The organism is Streptomyces sp. NPDC006923, from assembly GCF_040635655.1.
Classification (GTDB): domain Bacteria; phylum Actinomycetota; class Actinomycetes; order Streptomycetales; family Streptomycetaceae; genus Streptomyces.
In genome coordinates, this window is record NZ_JBEYIF010000006.1 from 426,051 (window position 1) to 452,792 (window position 26,742).

The 26,742-nt window shown below is 70.3% G+C and carries 22 protein-coding genes; 10 read left to right on the forward strand and 12 right to left on the reverse strand.

Features of this window, described 5'->3' with window-relative positions; all coding sequences use genetic code 11:
• Positions 1 to 197: 197 nt before the first annotated feature.
• Both ABZ707_RS15295 and ABZ707_RS15300 read right to left on the reverse strand, forming a co-directional pair.
• The gene (locus ABZ707_RS15295; RefSeq protein ID WP_360173614.1) at positions 198 to 863 is read right to left on the reverse strand and encodes a hypothetical protein; all 666 of its coding nucleotides are present in this window, start codon (positions 861 to 863) and stop codon (positions 198 to 200) included.
• The gene (locus ABZ707_RS15300; protein ID WP_360173885.1) at positions 860 to 1,255 is read right to left on the reverse strand and encodes an ATP-binding protein; all 396 of its coding nucleotides are present in this window, start codon (positions 1,253 to 1,255) and stop codon (positions 860 to 862) included. The genes ABZ707_RS15295 and ABZ707_RS15300 overlap by 4 nt, the downstream gene beginning before the upstream one ends.
• Before the next feature lie 352 nt (positions 1,256 to 1,607).
• Here ABZ707_RS15300 and ABZ707_RS15305 point away from each other — a divergent pair, with 352 nt between their 5' ends.
• From ABZ707_RS15305 to ABZ707_RS15315, 3 genes are read left to right on the forward strand one after another with little or no spacing between them, the layout of a single operon-like run.
• The gene (locus tag ABZ707_RS15305) at positions 1,608 to 2,486 is read left to right on the forward strand and encodes a helix-turn-helix transcriptional regulator (RefSeq protein ID WP_360173888.1); all 879 of its coding nucleotides are present in this window, start codon (positions 1,608 to 1,610) and stop codon (positions 2,484 to 2,486) included.
• Between the two features lie 4 nt (positions 2,487 to 2,490).
• A complete protein-coding gene (locus tag ABZ707_RS15310; protein WP_360173617.1) occupies positions 2,491 to 2,703 on the forward strand; it encodes a DUF397 domain-containing protein in 213 nt (70 codons plus the stop codon).
• Positions 2,700 to 2,903, forward strand: a complete 204-nt coding sequence (locus tag ABZ707_RS15315; protein WP_360173620.1) for a DUF397 domain-containing protein — start codon at positions 2,700 to 2,702, stop codon at positions 2,901 to 2,903. The genes ABZ707_RS15310 and ABZ707_RS15315 overlap by 4 nt, the downstream gene beginning before the upstream one ends.
• Before the next feature lie 67 nt (positions 2,904 to 2,970).
• On the opposite strand, the gene ABZ707_RS15320 is transcribed toward ABZ707_RS15315, so the two are convergent.
• The 3 genes from ABZ707_RS15320 to ABZ707_RS15330 form a co-directional block, all read right to left on the reverse strand.
• Positions 2,971 to 3,810: a helix-turn-helix transcriptional regulator gene (locus ABZ707_RS15320; protein ID WP_360173623.1), complete on the reverse strand. Its 840-nt coding sequence runs from the start codon at positions 3,808 to 3,810 to the stop codon at positions 2,971 to 2,973.
• Positions 3,811 to 3,897: 87 nt separating this feature from the next.
• The gene (locus ABZ707_RS15325; RefSeq protein ID WP_360173626.1) at positions 3,898 to 4,848 is read right to left on the reverse strand and encodes an SDR family oxidoreductase; all 951 of its coding nucleotides are present in this window, start codon (positions 4,846 to 4,848) and stop codon (positions 3,898 to 3,900) included.
• 83 nt (positions 4,849 to 4,931) lie between these two features.
• Positions 4,932 to 5,696 carry an SDR family oxidoreductase gene (locus ABZ707_RS15330; RefSeq protein ID WP_360173629.1) on the reverse strand — a complete coding sequence of 255 codons (765 nt, stop codon included), beginning with the start codon at positions 5,694 to 5,696 and terminating at the stop codon, positions 4,932 to 4,934.
• A 406-nt stretch (positions 5,697 to 6,102) separates the two neighbouring features.
• Here ABZ707_RS15330 and ABZ707_RS15335 point away from each other — a divergent pair, with 406 nt between their 5' ends.
• Complete coding sequence (locus ABZ707_RS15335; protein WP_360173632.1) at positions 6,103 to 7,053, forward strand: helix-turn-helix domain-containing protein; 951 nt, start codon at positions 6,103 to 6,105, stop codon at positions 7,051 to 7,053.
• Positions 7,054 to 7,119: 66 nt separating this feature from the next.
• Here ABZ707_RS15335 and ABZ707_RS15340 read toward each other — a convergent pair whose 3' ends face one another.
• Positions 7,120 to 8,646 carry a GMC family oxidoreductase N-terminal domain-containing protein gene (locus ABZ707_RS15340; RefSeq protein WP_360173635.1) on the reverse strand — a complete coding sequence of 509 codons (1,527 nt, stop codon included), beginning with the start codon at positions 8,644 to 8,646 and terminating at the stop codon, positions 7,120 to 7,122.
• A gap of 177 nt (positions 8,647 to 8,823) precedes the next feature.
• On the opposite strand from ABZ707_RS15340, the gene ABZ707_RS15345 reads away from it, so the two are divergent.
• Positions 8,824 to 9,288, forward strand: a complete 465-nt coding sequence (locus ABZ707_RS15345; protein ID WP_360173638.1) for a MerR family transcriptional regulator — start codon at positions 8,824 to 8,826, stop codon at positions 9,286 to 9,288.
• 22 nt (positions 9,289 to 9,310) lie between these two features.
• Positions 9,311 to 9,673: a thioredoxin domain-containing protein gene (locus ABZ707_RS15350; RefSeq protein WP_360173641.1), complete on the forward strand. Its 363-nt coding sequence runs from the start codon at positions 9,311 to 9,313 to the stop codon at positions 9,671 to 9,673.
• 262 nt (positions 9,674 to 9,935) lie between these two features.
• Here ABZ707_RS15350 and ABZ707_RS15355 read toward each other — a convergent pair whose 3' ends face one another.
• Both ABZ707_RS15355 and ABZ707_RS15360 read right to left on the reverse strand, forming a co-directional pair.
• Positions 9,936 to 10,313, reverse strand: a complete 378-nt coding sequence (locus ABZ707_RS15355; RefSeq protein ID WP_360173643.1) for a hypothetical protein — start codon at positions 10,311 to 10,313, stop codon at positions 9,936 to 9,938.
• A gap of 99 nt (positions 10,314 to 10,412) precedes the next feature.
• On the reverse strand, positions 10,413 to 10,766 hold the full coding sequence (locus ABZ707_RS15360; RefSeq protein ID WP_360173646.1) for a hypothetical protein: 354 nt from the start codon (positions 10,764 to 10,766) through the stop codon (positions 10,413 to 10,415).
• Positions 10,767 to 11,115: 349 nt separating this feature from the next.
• On the opposite strand from ABZ707_RS15360, the gene ABZ707_RS15365 reads away from it, so the two are divergent.
• The 3 genes from ABZ707_RS15365 to ABZ707_RS15375 all read left to right on the forward strand — a co-directional run bounded on the left by ABZ707_RS15365 (position 11,116) and on the right by ABZ707_RS15375 (position 15,327).
• Complete coding sequence (locus ABZ707_RS15365; protein WP_360173649.1) at positions 11,116 to 13,431, forward strand: UvrD-helicase domain-containing protein; 2,316 nt, start codon at positions 11,116 to 11,118, stop codon at positions 13,429 to 13,431.
• 227 nt (positions 13,432 to 13,658) lie between these two features.
• On the forward strand, positions 13,659 to 14,171 hold the full coding sequence (locus ABZ707_RS15370) for a hypothetical protein (RefSeq protein WP_360173652.1): 513 nt from the start codon (positions 13,659 to 13,661) through the stop codon (positions 14,169 to 14,171).
• Complete coding sequence (locus ABZ707_RS15375; RefSeq protein ID WP_360173891.1) at positions 14,164 to 15,327, forward strand: nitric oxide synthase oxygenase; 1,164 nt, start codon at positions 14,164 to 14,166, stop codon at positions 15,325 to 15,327. The genes ABZ707_RS15370 and ABZ707_RS15375 overlap by 8 nt, the downstream gene beginning before the upstream one ends.
• Positions 15,328 to 15,463: 136 nt before the next feature.
• On the opposite strand, the gene glgB is transcribed toward ABZ707_RS15375, so the two are convergent.
• The 4 genes from glgB to ABZ707_RS15395 all read right to left on the reverse strand — a co-directional run bounded on the left by glgB (position 15,464) and on the right by ABZ707_RS15395 (position 23,403).
• Positions 15,464 to 17,692 carry a 1,4-alpha-glucan branching enzyme gene (gene glgB, locus ABZ707_RS15380; protein ID WP_360173894.1) on the reverse strand — a complete coding sequence of 743 codons (2,229 nt, stop codon included), beginning with the start codon at positions 17,690 to 17,692 and terminating at the stop codon, positions 15,464 to 15,466.
• A 315-nt stretch (positions 17,693 to 18,007) separates the two neighbouring features.
• The gene (locus tag ABZ707_RS15385) at positions 18,008 to 19,474 is read right to left on the reverse strand and encodes a maltokinase (protein ID WP_360173655.1); all 1,467 of its coding nucleotides are present in this window, start codon (positions 19,472 to 19,474) and stop codon (positions 18,008 to 18,010) included.
• A 207-nt stretch (positions 19,475 to 19,681) separates the two neighbouring features.
• Positions 19,682 to 21,409 carry a maltose alpha-D-glucosyltransferase gene (gene treS / locus ABZ707_RS15390; protein WP_360173658.1) on the reverse strand — a complete coding sequence of 576 codons (1,728 nt, stop codon included), beginning with the start codon at positions 21,407 to 21,409 and terminating at the stop codon, positions 19,682 to 19,684.
• Positions 21,406 to 23,403: an alpha-1,4-glucan--maltose-1-phosphate maltosyltransferase gene (locus ABZ707_RS15395; RefSeq protein WP_360173897.1), complete on the reverse strand. Its 1,998-nt coding sequence runs from the start codon at positions 23,401 to 23,403 to the stop codon at positions 21,406 to 21,408. The genes treS and ABZ707_RS15395 overlap by 4 nt, the downstream gene beginning before the upstream one ends.
• Before the next feature lie 523 nt (positions 23,404 to 23,926).
• Here ABZ707_RS15395 and glgP point away from each other — a divergent pair.
• Positions 23,927 to 26,575 (forward strand): alpha-glucan family phosphorylase, encoded by a 2,649-nt coding sequence (glgP, locus tag ABZ707_RS15400; protein WP_360173661.1) that lies wholly within the window; start codon positions 23,927 to 23,929, stop codon positions 26,573 to 26,575.
• Positions 26,576 to 26,742: the final 167 nt, after the last annotated feature.

Sequence of the window (26,742 nt, forward strand, 5' to 3'; positions counted from 1 at the left end):
GGATCGGGCGGTATCCGTCAGCGGGGTCCGTTGCCGTGCCCCACCGGGCGGCGGGGAGAGCCGACGCGGCCCCGGAACCACTGGGATGAGAATGGACAGCGGCGGCGCGGGTCACCAGCCGCGCCACACCGCCAGCACGATCGAGCCGCCCACCGCGCTCACCGCCGTCACATAGATGGCCTGCGCCAGGAAAGGGCTCACTGGCCGGCCTCCTCGGGACGCGGCTCCAACTCGCAGACCGCCCGGCGCAGTCGGTAGAGACCGGCGGCCGAACGGGTGACCGATGCCAGGGCCCGCATGTGGTCGTAGGCATAGCCGGGTGGAGTGTGCGCGGTGGGCCGGTTGTGCTGGTCGAGGAGCCGGTCGGCGTCCTCCCGCATCTCCCGGTACAGCGGTGTGCCGGGGTCACCGAGATCCTGGCGCAGCAGCAGTTCGAGATGGCCGCGGAGCTTCTTTGTGGTGATGTCCACCCAGGACCGTTCGGGAAGCGCGAGGCGACGGGCGAGGGCGCCCGCGACCGTGTGGGAGATCGTCAGGAGATCGATGGCATAGGCGGTTTGCTGAGGAGATTCTTCGATGCCTGCACTTCCGGCCTGCCGGCCGGTGGCTCTGGGCTCTTCTCCCGCTGCGTTCACCTGGTTCACCCGGCTGTCGCCTTTCTGGTCGGTGCTGCCCGGAGGAGTGGCGTGCCGCTCCGCGAGGTACCGGCGGCGCAGGCGGTGCAAGGCCGCCAGAAGCCGGCGGAGCGTCTCCGTGTCCGTGGCGAAGGGGGAGTGTTTTCGGGTCTCGGTCGCGGGCGGCGGCTGCCGGTCGCAGTGGGTACCGGGGAGACGGCGCTCGGGGCGGCTTCTCTGTGGTGTCATGAGGCACTCGCCGCCGCTGCCGTACTGACGGTGCACCAGGTGCAGGTCCCGCGTCGGCCCCAGTCGCGGGCGAGCGAGGCGACGAGGAACATGCCGCGTCCGTTCTCCTCCTCAGGACCGGGCCGCCGGACCTCCACCCGGCCGCGCGCGTAGTCGTCCACCTCGATCAGCACATCGCCGGACCGGTCGCACGAGAGTGAGAACCGGACACGGGGTCCGTGGCCGTGCAGCACGGCGTTGGTGACGATCTCGCTGACCAGAAGCTGTACGGTCGCCACCGCCTCCTCGTGCACACCGCACTGCTGGAGGAGCGTGCCGGTGATGCGGCGCATGTGCTCGACGCGACGGGGGCGGGGCTGGAAGGACAGGCTCAGCCGCAGGGTGTCTCGTATCTCAACACGAGCCGTAGAGGCTGGAGTTGCGCTCTGTGTGAGGGGAGACATGGCGAGTCCTTCCGTCGATCGCGTGGGAGTGCCGGGGCTGCCCACCGACCAACGCCCAGCAGTGCAGGCTCACTTAAAGTGCGGATTCGGTAGCGCTGCGTGAGTTGCAGGTATAGCCTCGCATCGGCGCGGCAGGCCCTGGAAGGGTTCTCGTGGAATTCCACCAACAAGTTCTGTCGTGAAATGCCGCCGGTTCAGGCGGAATTCGCGAGGAACCTCAGTAGCTACTGCTGGAACGCAGAACGTCTCGCGTGGAGACGGAAGGAACGCCGACATGCGCAGCACACCGGGAGGACAGCAGATGATCACAGACATGGAGTCGGCAACACCCGCTCTGTGCCGCTTGCAGTTGGGCAGTGAACTGCGGCAACTCCGGATAAGGGCTGGGCTGACATCCAGTCAGGTAGTCAGGAAGCTTCTCTGGAGCCCGTCTAAGCTGACCCGTCTGGAGACGGGAGAGAACTCGGCTGTGGAGCCGTCCGACATCATGGCGCTGTGCCAGATCTTCGAGGCGGACCCGGAAATGTGCGAGTTGCTGAAGGGCTACGCGGTCGTCACCAAGACGAAGCGTGAGTGGTGGCAGTCGGCGGTGTATCGGCCGGTCATCAGCCCTGGTTTCAAGGCGTTTCTGGGTCTGGAGGCGACAGCCTCATCCCTGCACAGCTATGAGTCCGACTATGTCCCCGGCCTGCTCCAGACAACCGATTATGTGCGAGCGATTCATCGGCGCGCGTACGAGGGCCTCACGGAAGAAGAGGTCGACCGTATGGTCGCCTTGCGGATGACACGGCAGGAAGTTCTGCGCCGTGATCCTCCACTGAAATTCGTGGCGATCCTCAGTGAGGCCGTCCTTCTTCGGCAGGTGGGAGGTCCGGCGGTGATGCGGGCACAGCTCGCCCACATTGTTGAGGCCGCTGCGGCGCCCAACGTCCGGATCCAGGTGATCCCCTTCAAGGCCGGTGCCCATCGGGGGATGAACGGGTCCTTCTCGACTTTCCAGTTCCGCGATCCGGCCGCACTCAGGCCCATCGTCTACCTGGAAAATATGGCCGACCACTGGGTGACGCGGCGTGAGGCGGATGTGGAGCTTTACGAGGACGCATTTGCCGATCTTCAAGCCCTTGCTCCGGGTCCAGAAGAGTCCCTGAGCATGATCAGGAAAGCAATGAAGGAGCACTGATTCGATGATGATCACCGACGCCCTGGCCGGAGCCGACTGGTTCAAGTCCAGCTACAGCAACGACCACGGTGGCAACTGCCTTGAGGGCGCCCGTCTCGCGGGTGGCGCGATGGCCGTACGTGACTCCAAGGACCCGCAGGGTCCTGCCTTCGTTCTTGCCGGTGGCGCGTGGACGACCTTTGTCGCCGCTCTCAACGGCGGTGAGTTCGGGGTATGACCGACGCCGACTGGTTCAAGTCCAGCTACAGCAACGCCCAAGGCGGCGAGTGCGTCGAAGGCGCCCGCCTCTCCGGCGGTGTGATGGCCGTACGTGACTCCAAAGTCCCGGACGGTCCCGCCTTTGTCCTCCCGGGCGGCGTCTGGACGGCCTTCCTCGACGCTCTCACCTGCGGAAAGCTCGACGGGGCTCGCTCGTAGACCGAGGCCGTCCCCGTACCTGCCTGTGGGCTGTTCCCTGCCGGGAGCAGCCCACTGGTGTGAGATCTCAGACGTGTGGCTGCCGGTCTCCCGTGACGGACAGGAGCTGGAGCTTCTCGTGGCTCTCGGTGCCGGGGGTGGCGGTGTAGACGAGGAGCGCCTGTGCCTGGTCGTCGTCGTAGAGGACCTGGCAGTGCAGTTCGAGAACGCCCAGGTCCGGATGGTGGATGCGCTTGGTTCCCTGGCGTTCGAGCCCGACCTCATGGGCGCTCCAGAGCTGCCGGAACTCCTCGCTCTGCTCCAGGAGCGCGTCGACGATCCGGCCCGCGCGGGAATCGGCGCCCTGGCGCGAGTAGGTGGCACGCAGTTGGGAGGTGAAGATCCGGCTGTGCGTCGGATGATCGGCCTCGGGATAGATACGGCGGGCGCGCGGGTCGGTGAACCAGCGGTACACCAGACTGCGGGACAGACCGGTGAAGTCGGTCTCGTTGCCGACGAGCGCGACCGCGAGCCTCGTCTGGACCAGTGTTTCCGCGAGAAGGGTGATGACCTGCGCGGGAGTGTCGTCGAGGCGGTCCAGGATCCGCATGATGCCCGGGTTGACGTGGTCGGAGCGCTGAGCCCGGCCCGGTGTGTTGTGTCCGGCCATCCGGAAGAGATGGTCGCGTTCCTCCAGCGACAGATGCAGACCCCGTGCGATGGCGGCGAGCATCGGCTCGGAGGGCTGCGGGCCGCGTTGCTGTTCGAGGCGGCTGTAGTAGTCGGTGGACATGCCGGACAGCGTGGCGACCTCTTCGCGGCGCAGGCCGCGCGTGCGTCGGCGCTGCCCTCGGGGCAGGCCCACGTCCTCGGGCTGGAGGGCTTCACGGCGGGTCCTGAGGAAGTCCGCCAGTTGTGCTCGGTCCATGTGCTGAGTCTCCCTCGCCGTGCGGCTGAATCACGAGATCGCCGGTTTGTCGCCCCGGCGGGCGGGGCGGGACCGGGGTGGGCGGGGTCAGACGCCCGGATACTCGACCTTGGCGAGGGCCTCGGAGACCTCCCAGATCCGCCGTGCGTCCTCCTCGCCGGCGGCGGACCGGTAGAGCGCCTGCTCGGTGGGAGGGCCGGTCAGATGTCCGGGCCCGGCCGGACCGTAGAAGGCGCCGCCTTTCGCCTGCGGGCTGGTCGCCGCGTACAGGGCGGGCAGGAGTCCACGGTCCACGGACTGCACGAGGAGCCCCGTACGGGAGAGCCGTCTGAAGACGGTGTCCATCCAGGTGGTCTCCTTCTCGCGGCCCATGTTCCGGCCCGAGGACTGAAGGTTTGTGGAGGTCAGCCCCGGATGCGCGACATTGCTGGTGATGCCCCAGCCGCCGGCCAGGGAGCGCCGGTGCAGTTCGAGAGCGAACAGCATCAGCGCCAGCTTCGACTGGTTGTACGCCTTCAGCGGCTCGTACTTCTGCTCGCTCTGCAGGTCGTCCCAGGCGAGGCGGCCCTGCCGCGCGCCGATGCTCGCCTGGGACGTGACCCGGCCGCCGGCGGCGCGCAGCAGCGGCAGAAGGTGCGCGACGAGTGCGAAGTGGCCGAGATGGTTGGTGGCGAATTGCAGTTCCAGAGCGCCGCCTTCGGCGGTGTGACGCGTGGCCGGTGTCATCACACCGGCGTTGTTGACGAGGATGTCGACGGGGCAGCCCTCGTCGTTCAGGGTGCGGCCGAGGGCGGCGACCGAATCGAGCGAGGAGAGGTCGAGTTCCCGCGTGGAGACCTTCGCCCAGGGCGCCTCGATCCGGATACGTTCCAGCGCCGCCTCGCCCTTGGCCGGGTTGCGTACGGGCAGGACGACCTCCGCGCCGGCCAGCGCGAGCCTGGCGGCGAGGCCGAGACCGACGCCGTCGCTCGCGCCGGTCACGACCGCCAGCTTGCCCGTCAGATCGGGGACGGTGGTGTCGAGGGTGGTGCGGGCCATGACTACTCCTCGGAAGAGAGCGGTGGTGACGGATCGCGGAAACGGGGCGCGCCGGTCGCGTGGCGGGGCCCGGCGGGAAGGACCTAGAGCAGGGTGCCGCCGGAGGCCTCGACGCGCTGGGCGTTGATCCATCCGGTGTGCTCGGAGAGCAGGGCCGAGACGACACCGCCGATGTCCTCGGGCTCGCCGACCCGGCCGAGGGCGGTCTGGCTGTTCAGCACGGCACGGAACTGCTCGTTGTCACGGACAGCGCCGCCGCCGAAGTCGGTGGCGGCAGGTCCGGGAGCGATTGTGTTGGCGGTGATGCCGCGCGGGCCCAGTTCCTTGGCCAGATAGCGGGTGAAGACCTCGATGCCGCCCTTCATCGCCGCGTAGGCGGAGGAGCCCTCCGAGGTGAAGCGGGTCAGGCCGGTGGACACATTGACGATCCGGCCGCCGTCCGCGAGCAGCGGCAGCAGCCGCTGGGTCAGGAAGTACACGCCACGGAGGTGGACATTCATCAGCTCGTCGAAGCCCTCCACCGTCATCTCGGCGATGGGCGCCGCGACATAGCCACCGGCGTTGTTGACCAGGAAGTCGAACGTTTCCCGGCCCCAGCCGTCCTTGAGCAGTCGGCGTACGTCGTCGGCGAAGGTGTCGAAGGTGTCGACCCGGCCGGTGTCGAGCTGGACGGCGAAGGCGGTCCGGCCCAGCGAGACGGCGGCCTCGACGACGGCCTCGGCCTCCTCGGCGTGTGAGCGGTACGTGATGACGAGGTCGACGCCGTCCTGGGCCAGCTTCAGCGCGGTGCTGCGGCCCAGCCCCCGGTTGGCCCCCGTGATGATGGCGATCCTGCTCTGCGCGGTCATGGAATGACTCCCCAAGCGGACGGGGATGGCCGTCGCGTGCCAATCACGCGGACTTCTGCGAACCATCACCGCCATGACCCACAGTGGTCCGCGCGCCGATCCGGATGAAGGACTCACTTGTCCAGGGATTGGCGGTCCCCCCACCGCCGTTTCGCGACCGCGCCGTGGTCTCGGAAACAGCGATCTCAACAAAACGGTCGTCCCACAAAATGGTCGTCCCACAAAACGGTCGTCTCAAAAATGTTGGTCTCACCAAAACATGCTCATCACATAGTTAAATTGCATTAAAGATCCTCATAATTAAAGATCCTCATAAGAGTGGAGATCACATATGCTTTAAGCGTGTTGTCCGGTGTGTCGTTTTCTCATGATCACACCGGGCGGTCGGGCGAAGGGAGGACATCCCATGAAGGCCGCGGCAGCCGGCCGCGAGCAGGCCGAGCGAGTGGAACACCTGGGATCCCAGGTGTTCGCCCCCCTCAGCGTTGTCCCGGACGGCGAAGACCGGGATTTCCGTGGCACCCTGCGGCACGCGACCGCAGGCGATGTCGTCGTGACCCAGGTCTGTGTCACGCCCTGCGACGTGCGGCGGTTGCCGACGCTCATCGGCTCCGGCGACCAGGAGCTCGTCAAGGTGACGCTGCGCGGCCATGGCCAGGTGGGTTTCGAGCAGGACAGCCGGCGATGCCTGCTGGGTCCGGACGAACTGGTCGTCTACGAGACCACCCGGCCGTACGCGCTGCGCTTCACCGAACCGGCCGATCTGGTCGTCCTCGGCATCCCGCGCACCCAGTTCGGACCGTACATCGACCAGGTGGCGGCCCGGACCGCCTGCGCCATACCCGTGGGCTCGGGCGCGCACCGGCTCGCGGTGACGCTGCTCCGGGAGGCGGCCGACGACCTGGACGGCCTCGCCGGCGGCAACGGTCCGCACCTCGCCGACGCCCTGGTCTCCCTCGCGCTGTCCGCGATCGCCGGGCCGTCCGTCGCGCCGCCCGGTCAGGAACTCGCCGACCAGGTGCTGGCCTACTGCCTGCGCCGCCTCTCCGATCCGGACCTGTCCGCGGAATCGGTGGCCGCGGAGCACCGGATCTCCCTGCGCTATCTCTACAAGATCCTGGAGCCGCGCGGCATCAGGCTGTCGGCCTGGATCCGCAGCCGCCGGATGGAACGGATCAGGCACGATCTCAGCGATCCCGCACTGGGCCACCGCGGCGCCGCGGTGATCGCCGCGGAGTGGGGCGTCCTGGACGCCACACATCTCAGCCGGGCGCTGCGGGCCGAATGCGGCCAGAGCGCGGCCGAGATCAGGCGCACCGCGCGGCTGCGCGGCGCGGGCCTCCAGCCGGGGGAGTGACACCGGCTCCGGGGCCCGGCCGCGCGACCGCGCCGATGGACTCGCCGATGGACTCAGCCTTCGGACTCAGGCTTCCGACAGGACGAGATCCGCGGCCTTCTCGCCGATCATCATCGACGGGGCGTGGGTGTTGCCGGAGGGAATGGCCGGCATGACCGAGGCGTCCGCGACGCGCAGCGACCGTACTCCGTGGACCCGCAGCTCCGGATCCACGACGGACATCGCGTCCTGGCCCATCCGGCAGGTGCCGACCTGATGGTGGTAGGTGGTGGCGGTGCTGCGCACGTACTCGCGCAGATCGTCGCGGGTCCTGGCCGCGGGGCCGGGAGCGACCTCCGCCCCGCGCCATTCGCGGAACGCCGAGGACTGTCCGATCTCCCGGCAGATCTCCACGGCGTCCACCAGTGTCTCCAGGTCGTGCGCTGCCTCCAGCACATGCGGATCGACCAGCGGCGCCCGCGCGGGATCCGCGGCGGCCAGCCGCAGATTCCCCCGGGACAGCGGCCGGACAAGGCCCGGCGCGATGGTGTATCCGTGCTCCGGCACCGGATAGCCGTCCGCCGGATACACCAGGTGGAGAAAGATGGGCTGGAGGTCGGGGCCGAGCAGTCGCGGATCGCTCTTCCAGTAGAGCTGGCTCTCCAGCGAGTTGTACCGGCCCGGAGGCATCGGCTGCGCCGACTCGTAGATGTTCGGGACAAGGAGGTGGTCGTGCAGATTCTCGCCCACGCCCGGCATGTCGTGCCGGACGTCGACGCCGACCTCCCCGAGGTGTCCGGCCGGCCCGATCCCGGACAGCAGGAGCAGCTTGGGCGAGCCGATGACACCGGCGCTGAGCACCACCTCGGCGGAGGCGTAGGCCCGGCGCAGCTCACCGCGCACGCTGTACTCGACGCCGACGGCCCGGTCGCCGTCGAAGAGGACGCGGTGTGCCTGCGCGAGCGTGGTCACGGTGACCTCGGGACGTCCCAGGACGGGCGTCATGAAGGACCGCCAGGTCGACATGCGCCTGCCGTCCTTCATGGTGAGGTGGTTGAATCCCGCGCCCAGCGGATGCTCACCATTGAAGTCGTCGGTCTTCGGGAAACCACTGGAGACGGCCGCGTCGACAAACGCCGCCGAGGTGGGATGAGGGTCCCGGATCCGGCAGACCGGCTGAAGACCTCCCGCTCCGTGCCACTGGCTCGCGCCGTCCTCGTGGTCCTCGGACTTCAGGAAATACGGAAAGACACTTTCCCCGTCCCAGCCGGTCGCGCCGCCGTAACTCCAGTCGTCGTAGTCACTCGGGACCCCGCGCATATAGATCATGCCGTTCAGCGAGCCACAGCCGCCCAGGACCTTGCCCCGGGGCATGCGCAGGGAACGGCCCTTCGCGTATTCCTGCGGGACCGTCCGCACCGCCCAGTCGAGTTCGCTGTCGAACAGCCGGGGCCAGGAGGAGGGCCTGTGCACCGATTCGCTGGTGTCCTCCGGCCCGGCTTCGAGAATATGGACACTGTGGCCGCGGTCGAGCAGCCTCCGGGCGATCACACTGCCCGAGGAACCGGCCCCCACCACGACATATTCATGTTCCACTCGCTTGCGTTCCGACATGGTCCGCTCCTTGTCCGGTAGCTCATTCCTCCCTGCTTTCGACGGTAGGCCGGGGAGAGCACCGGAATTCGCCTCGGGGCGCACGCGTACTCGCCATTACGAGCACGGGTCCGGGCGGGCGGGGGCAGGTGCGGGCGCCTTGCCTTGACGTGGGCGTCAAGCCCTACCGTCGTCGGCATGCGAATCGGCGAACTGGCGGAGCGGGCCGGGACGACCACCCGCGCTCTGCGGTACTACGAGTCACGCGGGCTGCTGCCCGCCCGGCGCGCGGTGAACGGCTACCGCACGTACGACGACGACGATCTGCGGCTGCTCCGGCAGATCAGGACCCTCCAGGACTTCGGGTTCGATCTGGAGGAGACCCGGCCGTTCGTCGAGTGCCTGCGCGCCGGGCATCCGGCCGGGGACTCCTGCCCGGCCTCGCTTGCCGTCTACCGGAACAAGCTCACCGAGCTGGACGGCCTGATCGGCCGGCTCCAGTCGGTCCGGGCCCAGGTCGGGGCGCAGCTCGCGCAGGCCGAGGAGGCACGGGCCGGACTCGCGGCCGGAGCCGCCGAGCCACGGTGCGAGCTGACACAGACGCTCAGCCAGGACGCTTACGCGACTGATGACGCTTACGCCACTTACGCCACTGATGACTGATGACTGATGAAAGAGACGGAAAATGATCGGTATCGAGGGCGTCGACGCGGTGACGGACGCGGACTTCGACGGTGAGGTGCTGAAGGCGGGACTGCCGGTGCTGGTGGAGTTCACCGCCGACTGGTGCCCGCCGTGCCGCCGGCTCGCGCCAGTGCTCGCCGCCGTGGCGGAGGAGGAGGCCGGCCGGCTCAAGGTCGTACAGATCGACGTGGACACCAATCCGGAGATCACCGGCCGGTACGGCGTACTGGCGATGCCCACGCTCATCGTGTTCCAGGGAGGAGAGCCGGTGAAGTCGATGGTCGGCGCCCGGCCGAAGCGCAAGCTGCTGCGGGAGCTGGAGGACGTGATCCGAGGTCCGGCGGGATCCGTTGACGTCCGTTGACGTCCGCTGACATCCGGCGGCCGTGGGCGTTCACTGACAGCGGTCGGCGTCCGGCGTCCGCCGTCCGGCGACGGCCCGGTGTCCCGGCGGGGGCGCGGCGCGCTCGTGCCGGACCGCGGTGCGCGCGATCCCGCCATGGCCACGCCGGGGTGCGCCCGCCGGGAATTCCGGGACCGCCTCGGACTCGGGACACTCACCGGGCCGGGCAGCGCCCGGCCCGGCTCATGCCGCGACGCGGGTCATTCCGGCCGGTGGCATCCGCTCAACCGGGCTGACCACAGCTCGGGACGGAGCCGGAGGGCGTGGTCAGGTACGGGCTGTAGATCCACGCGTGGTCGGTGTAATACCACACGTTGTTGGACGAGTTGGTGTACTTGCATTCAATCCTGACGAAGGTGCCGAAGGCGAGGTGGTCGCCCACGGCGCAGGCCGCGGCCGGCCCGGAGTGAGTCGCCGCCTGGTCCTTGGTGACCATGACGGAGGCGCCGCGCGGGCCATCCGGGAACCAGAGGCACACATCGGCCGCGGCGGCGTCCGCCACCGCCGGGAGGGCGCTCGCCGGTGTGGTGACGGCGGCCGACAGCGCCAGGCCGAGTGCGGCGGCGGCCGCGAGGAGGGGTGCGGTGAACGTGCGGATCATTGTCTCTCCCGTGAAAGCGGTTGTCGGATTTCCGGTGCGGTGAATCCGGCCGGACTGCTGCGCGTATTTCCCTGGCGGTGTGCGCGGCTCAGCCGGCATTCACCACTTGCCGCCGCACCCCGTGCCGTCGCCCGTGCAGGCGCGGAGATAGGCGGTCCGGGCGTTGTCGAATCCGCCGGCGCCAAAGGTTCCCTTGCCGCCGAGGGTCTTCCACGCGCCGCCGTTTATCTGGACCTGCACATAGGCGGTGGAGGTGACGATCTCGTACTCGCCGTCGTAGAGACTGCCGTCCTTCCAGTAGTCCCCGCACACATACGCCTGGCCGCCGCTCGTGCCGTAGAGCGTGGTGCAACTCCAGTTGTCGCCGATGGCCTGGGCGGTGGTCGGTGTGAGGGTCACGGCGGCCAGAGCCGCTCCGGAAGCGGCCACCATGCCGAGCTTGCGTCTGATCATGATGTGCTCTCCTCGGTTCGCCGGCTGTTGGGGCGTCACCCTGCCGGGGCGACCGTGGAGAATCCTTGAGAAGATCTTGAATCCGCTGGTGAGAGCCCGAAGAGGGCGCCGCTGCGAGCGGGGCGGGGCAGGGGCCTTCGATGTCCGTGCCGGTGGGGAACGCTCCGGAGGAGCCCCGGCTCGCGGACCCGGGAGCCGGTCGCGCGTCATCACCAGGAGACAAAAAAATGCCCCGGCTCCGAATTGACGGCCGGGGTGTTTCTCTGCGTATATTGGTGGTTTCCGTGTCCCTGGATAAATATGGGCATGGGCCAGGTCACTGGAAACAGCGTATCGGACAGGGGCTGAATTGTCAACCGAGGAATTGCAGAACGAGCAGCAATTCGTCTCCCTTCTCTATGAGCGGCTGGATGCGCTCAGGGAGCAGGCCGAGGCCGCCGTACAGACGTCGATCGGCCAGGTCAACAGCGTGCGACAGGCCCGCGTCGAGCGCGATATCAGTGTCGCTGAACAGTCCGGCCGGGTGTCCTCGCTGAATGCCGTGGAATCCGGTCTGTGTTTCGGCCGGATCGATCTCGGCGAAGGCGCGACGGCCGGCACGACCCATCACATCGGGCGTATCGGAATGCGGCGGGACGACGAGGAACGCACTCCGCTGCTGATCGACTGGCGGGCCCCGGTGGCACGGCCGTTCTATCTCGCCACCGGCTTCTCCCCGATGGGACTGCGGCGGCGCCGGCACATCACGACCCAGGAGCGCCGGGTGACCGCGCTCCACGACGAGATCATGGATCTCACCGACACGACCCGCACTGGTTACGAGGACCCGGACGGCGACGCCGTGCTGCTCTCCGCGCTGAACTCCGCGCGCACCGGGCGGATGAGCGACATCGTGCAGACCATCCAGGCCGAGCAGGACCGCATCATCCGCGCGCCGCACCGGGGCGTGCTGGTCGTCGAGGGCGGTCCCGGCACGGGCAAGACCGCCGTGGCGCTGCACCGCGCCGCGTATCTGCTCTACGCCCACCGGGAGCAACTGGCCCGCCGCGCCGTGCTGATCGTCGGCCCCAACCCGGCCTTCCTCGGCTATATCGGCGAGGTGCTGCCGTCGCTCGGTGAGACCGGTGTGCTGCTGGCGACGGTCGGCGAGCTGTTCCCCGGCGTCCGGGCCACCGGCACGGACACACCACGCGCCGCCGAGGTCAAGGGCCGGGCGGCGATGGCGCGGGTGCTCGCCGAGGAGCTGAGCGACCGGCAGACGCTGCCCGACCCGGTGCTGGAGATCGAGCACGAGGACCACGGCACACTCCTGCTCGACCGGGAGACCGCGGCCGAGGCCAGACGGCTCGCCCGCGAGACCGGCCTGCCGCACAACCTGGCGCGTCCGCACTTCGCCTTCCGGATCATCGACGCGCTCACCGAACAGCTCGCCGCGCGGATCGGTGAGGACCCGCTCGACGGCGGGAACCTGCTCGACCCCGCCGACATCGCCCAGCTCGGCAAGGAGATCGCGACCAGCCCCGAGGTGCAGGCGGCGATCGAGGCGCTCTGGCCGGCGCTCACCCCGCAGCGGCTCGTCGCCGACTTCCTGGCGGACCCCCGCCGTCTCGGCCCGCGCGCCGCCGCCGCCGTGCACCGGCCTGGCCCGCGCACCGGCACCGACGCGCCGGACGAGTGGACGCCCGCCGATGTGCCGCTGCTCGACGAGGCCGCGGAACTGCTCGGTGAGGACGACACCGCGGCCCGCACCGCCGCCGCGCTGGAACGCCAGGAGCGGATCGCCTACGCGCAGGGCGTGCTGGAGCTGTCCTACGGCTCCCGTACCCAGGAGTTCGAGGACGAGCAGGAGTCGGAGGTGCTCGCCGCGCACGACATCATCGACGCCGAGCGGTTCGCCGACCGGCACGAGGAGACCGACACCCGCAGCGCCGCCGAACGGGCCGCCGCCGACCGGACGTGGGCCTTCGGCCATATCGTCGTGGACGAGGCGCAGGAACTCTCCGCCATGGCCTGGCGGCTGCTGATGCGCCGCTGCCCGAGCCGCTCCATGACGCTCGTCGGCGACCCGGCCCAGACCGGCGACGCGGCGGGCTGCGACTCCTGGCAGCAGATCCTGGGCCCGTACGCGGGTGAGCGCTGGGAGCTGGCGAAGCTCGGCGTCAACTACCGCACCCCCGCCGAGATCATGGAGGTCGCCGCCGAGGTGCGGCGGATGACGGACCCGCTGTTCGAGCCGCCGAAGTCCGTCCGCTCGACCGGGAACGGCCCGGTGGTGCGCGCCGTCGACCGGACCGCGCTCGCCGGTACGGCGGCCGCGCTGGCGGCGGAGCACCCGGGCGGGGGACGGCTGGCGGTGATCGCCCCGGCCGCGCTGCTGCCCGGACTCGCGGTCGCGCTGCCCGGCGCGTCCTGGGGCGCCGTGCCCGATCTGACCCGGCCCGTGGTCCTGCTGGACGCCCGGCAGGCGAAGGGGCTGGAGTTCGACACGGTGCTGGTCGTCGACCCGGAGGGGATCATGGACGGCTCGCCGCGCGGGATCAACGACCTCTATGTGGCGCTGACCAGGGCGACCCAGCGGCTCGGGATCGTACGCGACCGCGAGGTGCCGTCCCGGCTCGCGTCGGTGCGGACCGCGCCGGAGGAGTGGGCGGTCGCGGAGGCGTAGGCGGCCCCGTCGGAGCGGTCCTGCGGGGCCGCGCGCGGGACAGCGGGGCCCCGGCGGGCCGGCCGGGGCCCCTCGACCGGGTGAAGGACGGCGCTGTTCGGGTGAACATCCCGCCAGACGGTTTGTCCCGCTCGCCCCGGCGGGCTGAAGTGACGTCGCACCCGTTCCGGGTGACGCCCGGCGGGAGCCTCCCCTCCGGGCGGCGTTCCCTCTCCTCTGGAGGTCAGGTGTCCCGTACGTCCTTCTCCGCGCGTCCGTCCCGCGTTGTCCTGGCGCTGGCCGCCACCACCGCGATGACCGCCGCCGTCGTCACCTACGCGGGTGCCGCGCCCGCGCCCGAGCGGGCCTCCGCGAAGGCCGCGACCACGCTCAACTGGATCGGTGTGAAGAAGGTCGACACCGAGCCCAGGAGCGCCAGGGCGGGCGCCAGTTGGACCACCTTCCTGGAACTGCGCGAGGACAGCCGCGGCCGTCCGGGGAAGGTCATCGGGGACGGCAGCGCCCGGTGCGGCACGGTGCGGGTCACCAGCAACGGCTCGACCACCCAGTGCCAGCGGGTACTGCGCACCTCCAAGGGCTTTATCGCGCTCAGCGCCATGATCGACCGATTCGGCCGGGGGCCGTACAAGGGCGCGTCCGTCGTCGTCGGCGGCACCGGGTCCTACGCCGGAGCGCAGGGAGAGGCGGAGATCGTCCTGGACGGGAAGCAGGTCCGCTTCCGTATCCACCTTGGTGGCTGAGACCGCGATGCCGGGAGCGGCGGACACGGCGCGCCCCCGGTGCCCCGTCCAGGCGCGGCGGACGGACGGCGTGGCCGGTGTCACCGAGCTGTCCGCCGAGGCCCGGCGCTTCCTGCTGGACGACGAGACACCCGTGGACGGCGACCGCGAGCAGCGGCTCGCCGCCGCGCTGGCGGAGATCCGCGCGACGGGTGGCTACCGCCAGACGACGGCCGAGCTGGCCCACGGCTGCCGGGTCGCCTGGCGCAACCACGCGCGCTGCGTCGGCCGGCTGCACTGGAAGGCGCTGCGTGTGGTGGACCGCCGCGACGCGGCCAGTGCCGAAGAGGTCTTCGCCGCCTGTGTGGACCATCTCCGGCTGGCCACCAACGGCGGCCGGCTCCAGCCCGTCGTCACCGTGTTCGGCCAGCGGTCACCCGACGGCTCCGGGCCCCGGATCTGGAATCCACAGCTTGTGCGCTACGCCGGATACGCGCGGCCCGGCGGCGGTGTGGTGGGCGACCCGCTGCATGTCGAACTCACCGCTGTGGCAGGGTCGCTGGGCTGGCGCGGCACCGGCGGGCCCTTCGACGTACTGCCGCTGATCGTGCAGATGCCCGGCGAGGAGCCGCGGTGGTTCCCGCTGCCCGGGGACGCGGTCCTGGAGGTGGAGCTCGTCCATCCGGACCTGCCGTGGTTCGCGGAGCTGGGGCTGCGCTGGCACGCCGTCCCGGCCATCTCGGACATGCTGCTGGAGATCGGCGGTGTGGAGTATCCGGCCTGCCCCTTCAACGGCTGGTACGTCGGATACGAGATCGGCGCGCGCAACCTCGCCGACACCGACCGGTACGACATGCTGCCGCGGGTGGCCGCCGGGATGGGCCTGGACACCGGCCGCGACGACACCCTGTGGAAGGACGTGGCGCTGATCGAGATCAACCGGGCGGTGCTGCACTCGTTCCACCGTGCCGGTGTGCACATTGTCGACCACCACACCGTGACCCGGCAGTTCGTCACACACGAGGAGCGCGAGAAGCGCCGCGGCAGGGCCACACCCACCGACCGCGACTGGATCGTGCCGCCGCTGTCCGCCTCCACCACACCGGTGTTCCACCGGACGTACACCAACGCCGCCGTACGGCCGAACTACCACCGGCAGCCGCCGGCCTGGCGGTGAGCCGGTGGTGCGGGCGGCCACCGGGCCGGGGGCGGACGGTGATCCTCCACCGTCCGCCCCCGGGCGGCCCCCCGGGACGGTGCCATGGCCACGCCGGAGCGGATGTGGCGTGGCCAGAGCCATATATGAGGGTACGTCAGACGGGCCGCAGCCAGATCGTCGCCAGCGGCGGCAGGGTGAGCTGGATGCTCGCGGGCCGGCCATGCGCGCCCACCGATTCGGGTTTCACCGGCTCCGGGTTGAGCACATCACCGCCGCCGTAGCGCGCCGCGTCCGTATTGAGGACCTCGGTCCAGGCCGAGAACTCCTCGGGCACACCGATGCGGTAGTCGTGCCGGACCACCGGCGAGAAGTGCGAGACCGCCAGCAGCGGCGCGCCGGCCGCGTCGAAGCGCAGGAAGGCGAAGACATTGTCCTCGGCGGCGCCGCCGTCCACCCAGGAGAACCCCTCGGGCACGGTGTCCCGCTCCCAGAGCGCGGGCGTCCTGCCGTACACCGTGTTGAGATCGCGCACCAGATCGCGGACCCCCTCGTGGTCGGCCGCCGCCGCGTAGGACGGGTCGAGCAGCCACCAGTCCGGGCCGTGGCTCTCCGACCACTCCGCGCCCTGGGCGAACTCCTGCCCCATGAACAGCAGTTGCTTACCGGGATGGGCCCACATGAAGCCCAGGTAGGCGCGGTCGTTGGCCCGCTGCTGCCACCAGTCGCCGGGCATCTTGGAGACCAGCGCCCGCTTGCCGTGGACCACCTCGTCGTGGGAGATCGGCAGGACGTAGTTCTCGCTGTACGCGTACACCATGGAGAAGGTCATCTCACCGTGGTGGTACTTGCGGTGGACGGGCTCCTTGGCGACATAGTCCAGCGAGTCGTGCATCCAGCCCATGTTCCACTTCAGCCCGAAGCCGAGACCGCCGAAGCCGTCCGGGCCCACCAGATGCGTGGCGCGGGTGACGCCGTTCCAGGCGGTGGACTCCTCGGCCACGGTCACCACACCGGGACAGCGGCGGTAGACCGTGGCGTTCATCTCCTGGAGGAAGGCGACGGCGTCCAGATTCTCCCGGCCGCCGCGCTCGTTCGGAGACCACTGGCCCGCCTCGCGGGAGTAGTCCAGATAGAGCATCGAGGCGACCGCGTCGACCCGCAGCCCGTCGATGTGGAACTCCTCGCACCAGTACACGGCGTTGGCGACCAGGAAGTTACGGACCTCCGTGCGGCCGTAGTCGAATTCCAGCGTCCCCCAGTCGGGATGCTCGGCGCGCTGCGGATCGGCGTGCTCGTACAGCGGGCGGCCGTCGAACCGCGCCAGCGCCCACTCGTCCTTCGGGAAGTGCGCGGGCACCCAGTCGACCAGCACTCCGATGCCCGCCTGGTGCAGCGCGTCCACCAGGTACCGGAAATCGTCCGGGGTGCCCATCCGGGACGTCGGCGCGTAGAAACCGGTCACCTGGTAGCCCCAGGAGCCGCCGAACGGATGCTCCGCGACCGGCATCAGCTCGACATGGGTGAAGCCCAGATCCCTGACGTAGGCGGGGAGCTGAACGGCGAGCTGACGGTAGGTCAGGCCGGGCCGCCAGGACGCCAGATGGACCTCGTACACGGAGAACGGCGCCTCGTGCGCGGGCCGGTCGGCGCGGTGCGCGAGCCACTCCTCGTCGTGCCACTCGTGCTGGGACTCGGTCACGATGGAGGCGGTGGCGGGCGGCACCTCGGTGCGCCGCGCCATCGGGTCGGCGCGCAGTGTGTGCGAGCCGTCGGGGCGGGTGATGTCGAACTTGTAGAGCGCGCCGTCACCGATCCCGGGGACGAACAGCTCCCACACACCGGTGGAGCCGAGCGAGCGCATCGGCAGGCTCGTGCCGTCCCAGTAGTTGAAGTCGCCGGCGATCCGCACGCCCCGGGCGTTGGGCGCCCAGACGGTGAAGCGGGTGCCGGCCACGCCCTGGTGCGTCATGGGGCGGGCGCCGAGGGCCTTCCACAGCTCCTCGTGCCGGCCCTCGCCGATCAGATGGAGATCGAGATCTCCGAGCGCGGGCAGGAAGCGGTACGGATCGCCCACCTCCAGCTCATCGGTCTCCGCCGGGCTCGCGCCGCTCTCCGCCGTGGCGTCGCCGTACCGGACGAGCAGGGTGTACGCGGGCACCTCGCGCAGCGGCAGGACACCGGAGAAGAGCCCGTCGCCCTCGTCGTTCAGCTCGGCCCGCACCCCGTCGGCCAGCACGGTCACGGCCCGCGCGTAGGGCCGCAGGGTCCTGAAGGCCACACCGTCGTTCACCGGGTGCGCTCCCAGCAGCCCGTGCGGATCGTGGTGCGCACCGGCGAGCAGCCGCTCCCGGTCACCGCCGTCCAGCGGCTGTGCGGCGCGCACGTCCCGGCCGGCCGGGTCCTCGCGCGGCCGGGGAGCCTCGGTGGAGCCGCCCGGCCGGCCGCGGCCCGGAGACTTCCGCCTCCCGGACGGAGCGGGCGGCGGGACCGGGAGGGTGGTGGGCTCGGGTTCGGACTTGCGGTGGGACGGCGGACGGGCGGTCACGGGGCTGCCTCCTCGGCGGGCTTCGCTTCTGTGGGCGTCGGGGGTGGGGGAGTGCCGGCGGGCGGGCCACCGGCGGCCGGGCACGGCCGGGCGGCGCACGGCACCGGAGGCCGGGAGGCGGCGCCGCCACCGGAGCGGGCGCCGCCTCCCGGGTCAGACCTCGCCGGCCAGACGGCGGATCGCCGCCATCGGGACGGGCAGCCAGTCGGGGCGGTGCCTCGCCTCGTACAGGACCTCGTAGACCGCCTTGTCCGTCTCGTACGCGCGCAGCAGCTCGGGCTCCGCGCGCGGGTCGACGCCCGAGGCCGCGGCGTATCCCTCGCAGTACGCCGCCCGGCACCGCTCCGCCCAGTCCGGGCGCCACGGCTCGTGGGAGCGGGCCGCGTAGTCGAAGGAACGGAGCATCCCCGCCACATCGCGGACCGGCGGCTGGGGCCGGCGGCGCTCGGCGAGCGGCCTGGCGGGCTCGCCCTCGAAATCGATGAGCGACCATCTGCCGTCCGGGGTGCGCAGGGCCTGCCCCAGATGCAGATCGCCGTGCACACGCTGGGCCGGCCTGCCGCGGCCGGCCTCGTCGAGACCGGCGAGCGCCGCGAAGGCGGTGCGCAGCCCGGAGACGTAGGGACGCAGCGAGGGCACCGCCTGGGCCGCGAGGTCCAGGCGGTCGGCCATCTGGCTCGCGAGCTGCGCCGTCTGGCTGCGGCCCAGGGTGACGGTCGGCAGCGCGTCGGCGAGCGCGGTGTGCACCTCGGCGGTGGCCCGGCCCAGCGCGCGGGCCTCCAGGGTGAAGTCGCGGCCGTCCGCCAGCGCGGCCAGCGCGAGCTGCCAGCCGTCCTGGGAGCCGCGCAGATAGGGCTGGAGCACGCCGAGGGTGAGGGATTCCCCGCTGCCCGACGGGTCCCCGGCCTCGAACCAGGCGACCGGTGCGGGCACCCGCTCGCAGCCCTCCGCCGCCAGCGCCAGCGGAAGCTCCAGATCCGGATGCGGTCCGGGGAAGACCCGGCGGAGGATCTTGAGGATGAAGGCGTCCCCGTAGACCAGGGAGGAATTCGACTGCTCGGCGCCGAGCAGCCGGCCGGTGAGCCCCACCGGGACCGGACCCGCCCGGTCGAAGCGCAGCGGTCCCTGGGCACCGGCGGAGCCCAGCCGCTCCAGCAGCAGTTCGGCGAGGCGCGGATCGTGCAGCCCCTCGTAGGCGGTGAGACCGGCCAGCGGCCCCTCCGCCACATGGCCGATCAGCGCGGACGCCAGATACGGCGGCAGCGTCTCGCGGATGCCGAGCAGGAGCTGGTAGCAGTCACCGGCCGACGCGGCGGCCGGGGCGGGGGTCGACGAGGACGGAATCGACGGCGGGGGCCCGGAGGCACCCCGCTGCTCGACCCGTACGAGCAGATGCAGCAGCCACGGACCCCCCGCGTTCATCGGCAGCAGCTCGGTGACCGTCACCGGCACGAAGCCGGTGATCTGCCGGCCCTTGCCCGCGAACCAGCGCTGGCGGGGCAGCCAGTCGTGGAGCAGCGGCGTGAGCGAGCTGACCAGCGCTCTCGCGTCGGCGGGTGACACGGCGGGCGAGGCGGCGGCGAGGCGCGGGGTAGTCCGGGTGGATGCAGCCTTCGACATGGCATCGCGTCCTTTCCCCGGGCACACCACAGGATGCGCAGAGTGTCCCGGATTGCGGCAATGGCTGTCCGGCTGTGCGGGACGTGTCGGGTGAGGATGATCCGTACGGCTTGATTTCGTACGAACTCGAACGATCGGGATGTCGGGAGAGTGCCCCGTGCGAGGCGGCGGAAACCGGCTCGCACGGGGTCGTGCGTCACGACCGCGTCAGACGACGGGCGCGATGTCCTTCCTGAGGCGGAACCAGTAGAAGCCGTGGCCCGCGAGGGTCAGGAGATAGGGCCACTCGCCGATGGCCGGGAAGCGGACGCCACCGATCAGCTCCACCGGGTGACGGCCGCTGAAGGCCCGCAGATCCAGCTCCGTGGGCTGGGCGAACCGCGAGAAATTGTGCACACAGAGCACCAGGTCGTCGCCGTCGCCCTCCTCGGAGGGAGCCTCGCGCAGGAAGGCCAGCACGGCCGGGTTCGACGAGGGCAGCTCGGTGTAGGAGCCGAGACCGAAGGCGTGGTTCTGCTTCCGGATCTCGATCATCCGGCGGGTCCAGTGCAGCAGCGAGGAGGGCGACGCCATCGCCGCCTCCACATTGGTGACCTGGTAGCCGTAGACCGGATCCATGATCGTCGGCAGATAGAGCCGGCCCGGGTCGCTGGAGGAGAAACCGGCGTTCCGGTCCGGTGTCCACTGCATCGGGGTCCGGACCGCGTCCCGGTCGCCGAGCCAGATGTTGTCGCCCATGCCGATCTCGTCCCCGTAGTAGAGGATCGGCGAGCCGGGCAGCGACAGCAGCAGGGCGGTGAACAGCTCGATCTGGTTGCGGTCGTTGTCGAGGAGCGGGGCGAGCCGCCGCCGGATGCCGATGTTGGCGCGCATCCGGGGATCCTTGGCGTACTCCGCGTACATGTAGTCGCGCTCTTCGTCCGTGACCATTTCGAGGGTCAGCTCGTCGTGGTTGCGCAGGAAGATGCCCCACTGGCAGCCGGTCGGGATCGCCGGGGTCTTCGCCAGGATCTCCGAGACCGGGTAGCGGGACTCGCGCCGCACGGCCATGAAGATCCGCGGCATCACCGGGAAGTGGAACGCCATGTGGCACTCGTCGCCGCCGGCCGCGTAGTCGCCGAAGTAGTCGACGACGTCCTCCGGCCACTGGTTGGCCTCGGCGAGGATCACCGTGTCGGGGTAGTTGGCGTCGATCTCCTTCCGGACCCGCTTGAGGAAATCGTGGGTGGCCGGGAGGTTCTCGCAGTTGGTGTTCTCCTCCTGGTACAGATACGGCACGGCGTCCAGCCGGAAGCCGTCGATGCCCAGGTCGAGCCAGAACCGCAGCGCCGAGGTGATCTCCTCCTGGACCGCCGGGTTCTCGTAGTTGAGATCCGGCTGGTGGGAGAAGAACCGGTGCCAGTAGTACTGCTTGCGCACCGGGTCGAAGGTCCAGTTGGACGTCTCGGTGTCGACGAAGATGACGCGGGCGTCCTGGAACTGCTTGTCGTCGTCGGCCCAGACGTAGTAGTCGCCGTACGGCCCGTCGGGGTCCTTGCGGGACTCCTGGAACCACTCGTGCTGATCGCTCGTGTGGTTCATGACGAAGTCGATGATCACGCGCATGCCGCGCTGGTGCGCGGCGTCGACGAACTCCACGAAGTCGGCGAGATCGCCGAATTCGGGCAGCACCGCCGTGTAGTCGGACACGTCGTAGCCGCCGTCGCGCAGGGGCGACTTGAAGAACGGCGGCAGCCAGAGGCAGTCGACGCCCAGCCACTGGAGATAGTCCAGCTTGGCGGTGAGCCCCTTGAGGTCACCGATGCCGTCGCCGTTGCTGTCCTGGAACGAACGCACCAGGACTTCGTAGAAGACGGCCCGTTTGAACCAGTCGGGATCGCGGTCCTTGGCGGGAGTGTCCTCGAAGGTGTCGTGGACGGGCTCATTGACGATCATGTTGTGGGTGACCCTCCGATCGGCGGGGACGGTCGCAGCACCACGATGTGCGCGGGCGTGACGCCAGGCTCCAGGCGCACATAGTTGGCTCTGCCCCAGTGATAGGTCTCGCCGGTGAGCTCATCGCGCACCGGGACGGTCTCGTGCCAGTCGAGGCCGAGCCGCGGCATGTCCAACGAGACCGTCGCCTCCTGGGTGTGGTGAGGGTCGAGGTTGACGACCACCAGAACAATGTTCGACCCCGACCGCTTGCTGTACGCGATGACCGCTTCGTTGTCGGCGTGGTGGAAGTGGATGTCGCGCAGCCGCTGAAGGGCGGGGTGGCGGCGCCTGATCCGGTTGAGTGTCGTGATGAGCGGGGCGATGGTGCGGCCCTCACGCTCGGCCGCCTCCCAGTCACGGGGCTTCAGCTGGTACTTCTCCGAGTCAAGGTACTCCTCGCTGCCGGGCTTGGCAGGACTGTTCTCGCAGAGTTCATATCCCGCGTACACGCCCCACGACGGGACCATCGTCGCGGCCAGCACCGCCCGCACCTCGAAGGCCGGACGCCCGCCCTCCTGGAGATAGGCGTGCAGGATGTCAGGAGTGTTCACGAAGAAGTTGGGCCGCATGTACGAGGCCGCCTCACCCGACAGCTCGGTGAGGTACTCGGTCAGCTCCTGCTTGGTGTTGCGCCAGGTGAAGTACGTATACGACTGCTGGAAGCCGATCGCGGCCAGCGTGTGCATCATCGCGGGCCGGGTGAACGCCTCGGCCAGGAAGATCACATCGGGGTCGGTGCGGTTGATGTTGCCGATCACCTTCTCCCAGAACAGCACCGGCTTGGTGTGCGGATTGTCCACGCGGAAGATCCGCACCCCGTGCGCCATCCAGTAGCGCAGGACCCGGGTGGTCTCGCGGACCAGTCCACGCAGATCGGTGTCGAAGGCGATCGGATAGATGTCCTGGTACTTCTTCGGCGGATTCTCGGCGTAGGCGATGGAGCCGTCCGCGCGGTGGTGGAACCAGTCCGGGTGTTTCGTGACCCATGGATGGTCCGGCGAGCACTGGAGCGCGAAGTCCAGCGCGATCTCCATCCGCAGCCCGCGCGCCGTCTCCACGAAGTGGTCGAAGTCCTCGATCGTGCCCAGGTCCGGGTGGATCGCGTCATGGCCGCCGTCGGCCGAGCCGATCGCCCACGGCACACCGACATCCTCGGGGCCGGGCGTGAGTGTGTTGTTCGGGCCCTTGCGGTGTGTGGTGCCGATGGGATGGATCGGCGGCAGATACACCACGTCGAACCCCATGGCGGCGACCGCGGGCAGCCGCTCCGCGGCCGTCCTGAAGGTGCCGCTGACCGGCGGCTCGCCCGCCCTGACGACCGCGCCCTCGGAGCGCGGGAACAGCTCGTACCAGGAGCCGTAGAGCGCTCGCTCGCGCTCGACCAGCAGCGGCGCCGGGCGTGAGGCGCTGACCAGTTCGCGCAGCGGATGACGGGCGAGGGCGGCCTCCGTGTCGGCGGAGAGCGCGGCGGCGAGCCGGTCCCGCGCCGACAGCGAGCTGTCGCGCAGGGCGTCGACGGAGGCGAGTACGGCCTCCCGTCCCTCGCCCTTCGGCACGCCCGCGGCGGCCCGCTCGAACAGCTCCGCGCCCTCCGCGAGGACCAGCGCGACGTCGTGTTCGTCGGCGGCGGCGGGGATCTTGATCAGGGCCGCGTGGCGCCAGGTGGCGACGGGATCGCTCCACGCCTCGACGGTGTACGTCCAGCGGCCTTCCTCGGTGGGAGTGACCTCGGCGCCCCAGCGGTCGGTGCCGGGGGCGAGCTCACGCATGGGGGTCCAGGGGCCGGGGCGGCCACCGGGGTCCATCAGGACGACATTCGCCGCGACGGCGTCATGCCCCTCGCGGAAGACGGTCGCGGTGACCTGGAAGGACTCACCGCTCACCGCCTTCGCGGGGCGTCTGCCGCAGTCGACGAGAGGGCGTACGTCCAGGACGGGAATGCGACCAATCAGCGGTTTCACTGGATCACCTGAGGGCTGTGCGGGCGTGACAGGCAGGGAAGGTTGAGCAAGTTGAGCAAGTCGAGCAGGTCGGTCGGGTGGGGATGGGCGAGGACTTTTGTCGCTTTTACTAGGTTTTGATGTTCTTTGTAGCTGCTCGGTAGACGACTGGGAGGCTGCGGGCATGGCCGCTCCTGTCCGCGTTCACTCGAATAGCGCTGGAAAAGCGCTGGAATCGTGTGGGAACGCGCTCGTGTGCCGTGCGTACCGGGGGAGCATTCCCATCGTTTTCGGTGGGGCAATCCGGTGGTTCGCTGACTACCGGGGCGTAGGAACGGGCGGGGGACACGGGAGAAGACGAAAGCCGTACTCAATCTCTTTATCGGGTGCCCCGCAAGGGCGCGGAAACCCGTCCCCGTGTGCACATGTGCGCCGTGGTTGTGGAGGGCGGGGTGCGACTACCGTCGGGGGGAGGCGGGACGCACACCGTGGCGCGTCCCCTCCGGCTCGTAAGTCCCCTGCGAAGGTGGAACACGTGAAGGCAATCCGTCGGTTCACCGTCCGCCCCGTCCTGCCCGGACCACTTCAACCGCTCAGCGACCTCGCCCGCAATCTGCGCTGGTCCTGGCACACCGAGACCCGCCAGCTCTTCGAAGCCGTCGACCCCGACGGCTGGAGTGCCGCCGGCGGCGACCCCGTACGGCTGCTCGGAGCCGTGTCCGCCACCCGCCTGGCCGAGCTGGCCGGCGACCTCCCCTTCCTGGACAGACTCTCCGCGGCCGCCGCCGATCTCGACACCTATCTGAGCGGCGACCGCTGGTATCAGCAGCGCGACGGCCAGGGCGCGGAGCTGCCCGCCGCCATCGGCTATTTCTCCCCCGAATTCGGTGTCACCGCGGCCCTGCCCCAGTACTCCGGCGGTCTGGGGATCCTCGCCGGGGACCATCTCAAGGCCGCCAGCGACCTCGGCGTCCCGCTCATCGGGGTCGGTCTGCTCTACCGGCACGGCTACTTCCGCCAGTCGCTCTCGCGGGACGGCTGGCAGCAGGAGCAGTATCCCGTCCTCGACCCCAACGAACTCCCGCTGACCCCGCTGCGTGAGGACGACGGCTCACCCGCCCAGGTCGTCCTCACCCTGCCGGGCCGGCGCTCGCTGCGCGCCGGTATCTGGCTGGCGCACGTCGGCCGGGTCCCGCTGCTGATGCTCGACTCGGACGTCGAGGAGAACGGCCCCGGTGAACGCGATGTCACCGACCGGCTCTACGGCGGCGGCAGCGAGCACCGCCTCCTCCAGGAGATGCTGCTCGGTATCGGCGGGGTCCGGGCCGTGCGTACGTACTGCCGGCTCACCGGGCATCCCGGGCCCGAGGTGTTCCACACCAATGAGGGCCACGCCGGATTCCTCGGCCTGGAACGCATCCGCGAGCTCACCGGCACCGGGCTGGGCTTCGACGCCGCGCTGGAGTCCGTCCGCGCGGGCACGGTGTTCACCACCCACACGCCCGTACCGGCCGGGATCGACCGCTTCGACCGCGAGCTGGTGGCGCGTCACTTCGGCGACGACGGCGAGCTGCCCGGCCTGGACGCCGAGCGGGTCCTCGCCCTCGGTCTGGAGACCTATCCCGGCGGCAGGCCGAACCTCTTCAACATGGCCGTGATGGGACTGCGCCTCGCCCAGCGGGCCAATGGCGTCTCCACTCTGCACGGCGCGGTCAGCCGCGAGATGTTCGCCGGGCTCTGGCCCGGCTTCGACCCGGACGAGGTGCCGATCACCTCCGTGACCAACGGTGTGCACGCGCCGACCTGGGTCGCGCCCGAGATCGCCGGGCTCGGGGCCGGCGCGGCGGGCCGCGGTGAGAGCGCCCAGGTCGCGGGGGCGCCCGCCGCGGACGGAGATCCGCCGCGCTGGGACGCCTTCGCCGAGATCCCCGACGGCGACGTCTGGAAGGTCCGCAAGCTCCTGCGCGAGCGGCTCGTGCTGGAGGTGCGCGAACGGCTGCGGGCGTCCTGGCGGCTGCGCGGTGCCCAGGCCGCGGAGCTGGGCTGGATCGACGGCGTCCTCGACCCGGACATCCTCACCATCGGCTTCGCCCGCCGCGTCCCCTCGTACAAGCGCCTCACCCTGATGCTCCGCGACCGGGACCGGCTGCGGGAGCTGCTGCTCCACCCGGAGCGGCCGGTCCAGATCGTCGTGGCGGGCAAGGCTCATCCGGCGGACGACGGCGGCAAGCGGCTGATCCAGGAGCTGGTGCGGTTCGCCGACGATCCCCGGGTGCGCCACCGCATCGTCTTCCTGCCCGACTACGGGATGGCGATGGCGCAGAAGCTCTACCCCGGCTGCGACGTCTGGCTGAACAATCCGCTGCGCCCGCTGGAGGCCTGCGGCACCAGCGGGATGAAGGCCGCGCTCAACGGCTGCCTCAACCTGTCCGTCCTGGACGGCTGGTGGGACGAGTGGTTCGAGCCGGACTTCGGCTGGGCCATCCCCACCGCCGACGGACTGGCCGCCGACGAGAACCGCAGGGACGAGCTGGAGGCGAACGCCCTCTACGAGCTGATCGAGGACCGGGTCGCGCCCCGCTTCTACGACCGGGGCACCGGCGGTCTGCCGGACCGCTGGATCGAGATGGTCCGCCGCACCCTGGTCACGCTCGGGCCGAAGGTGCTCGCTGACCGGATGGTCCGCGAGTACGTCGAGCGTCTCTACGCGCCGGCCGCGGGAGCCCGCCGCGCGCTGGACGCGGACACCGCGACGGAGCTGGCGGCCTGGAAGGACCGGACGCGCGCCCGCTGGCCGCAGGTCGCGGTCGACCGGGTCGAGGCCGTCGCGGCGACCGCCGCTGGCGGTTCGGCCGAGCTGGGGTCCACGCTGTCCCTGCGGGTCCGGGTCGGCCTCGGCGAGCTCCGCCCCGACGAGGTGGAGGTCCAGGCCGTCGCGGGCCGGGTCGGCTCCGACGACACGATCGTGGACGCGCAGGCCGTGCCGCTCAAACCGGCCGGAGGCCCCGACCTGGAGGGCCGCTGGGTCTACGAGGGACCGCTCGCGCTGGACCGCACCGGCCCGTACGGCTACACGGTCCGGGTGCTGCCGGCCCACCCGCTGCTGGCCACCAGCGCGGAACTGGGGCTGGTCGCGCTGCCGACGGAGGCGACGGGCGAGGGCGCGGGGGTGCTGCTGCGCTGAGCGCGCGGCGCGACGGGGGGCCGGGCCGGGCACCGGGGGGCGGTGCCCGGCCCTTCCCGTGCCCGGTTTCCGCGTGCCCGCGCCCGGTGCGCGGCGGCGGGCCTTCCATAGGTCCAGACCTTGACGTGTCCATGGGATGGTCCTAAGTTCCTCACTCAATAACGGGT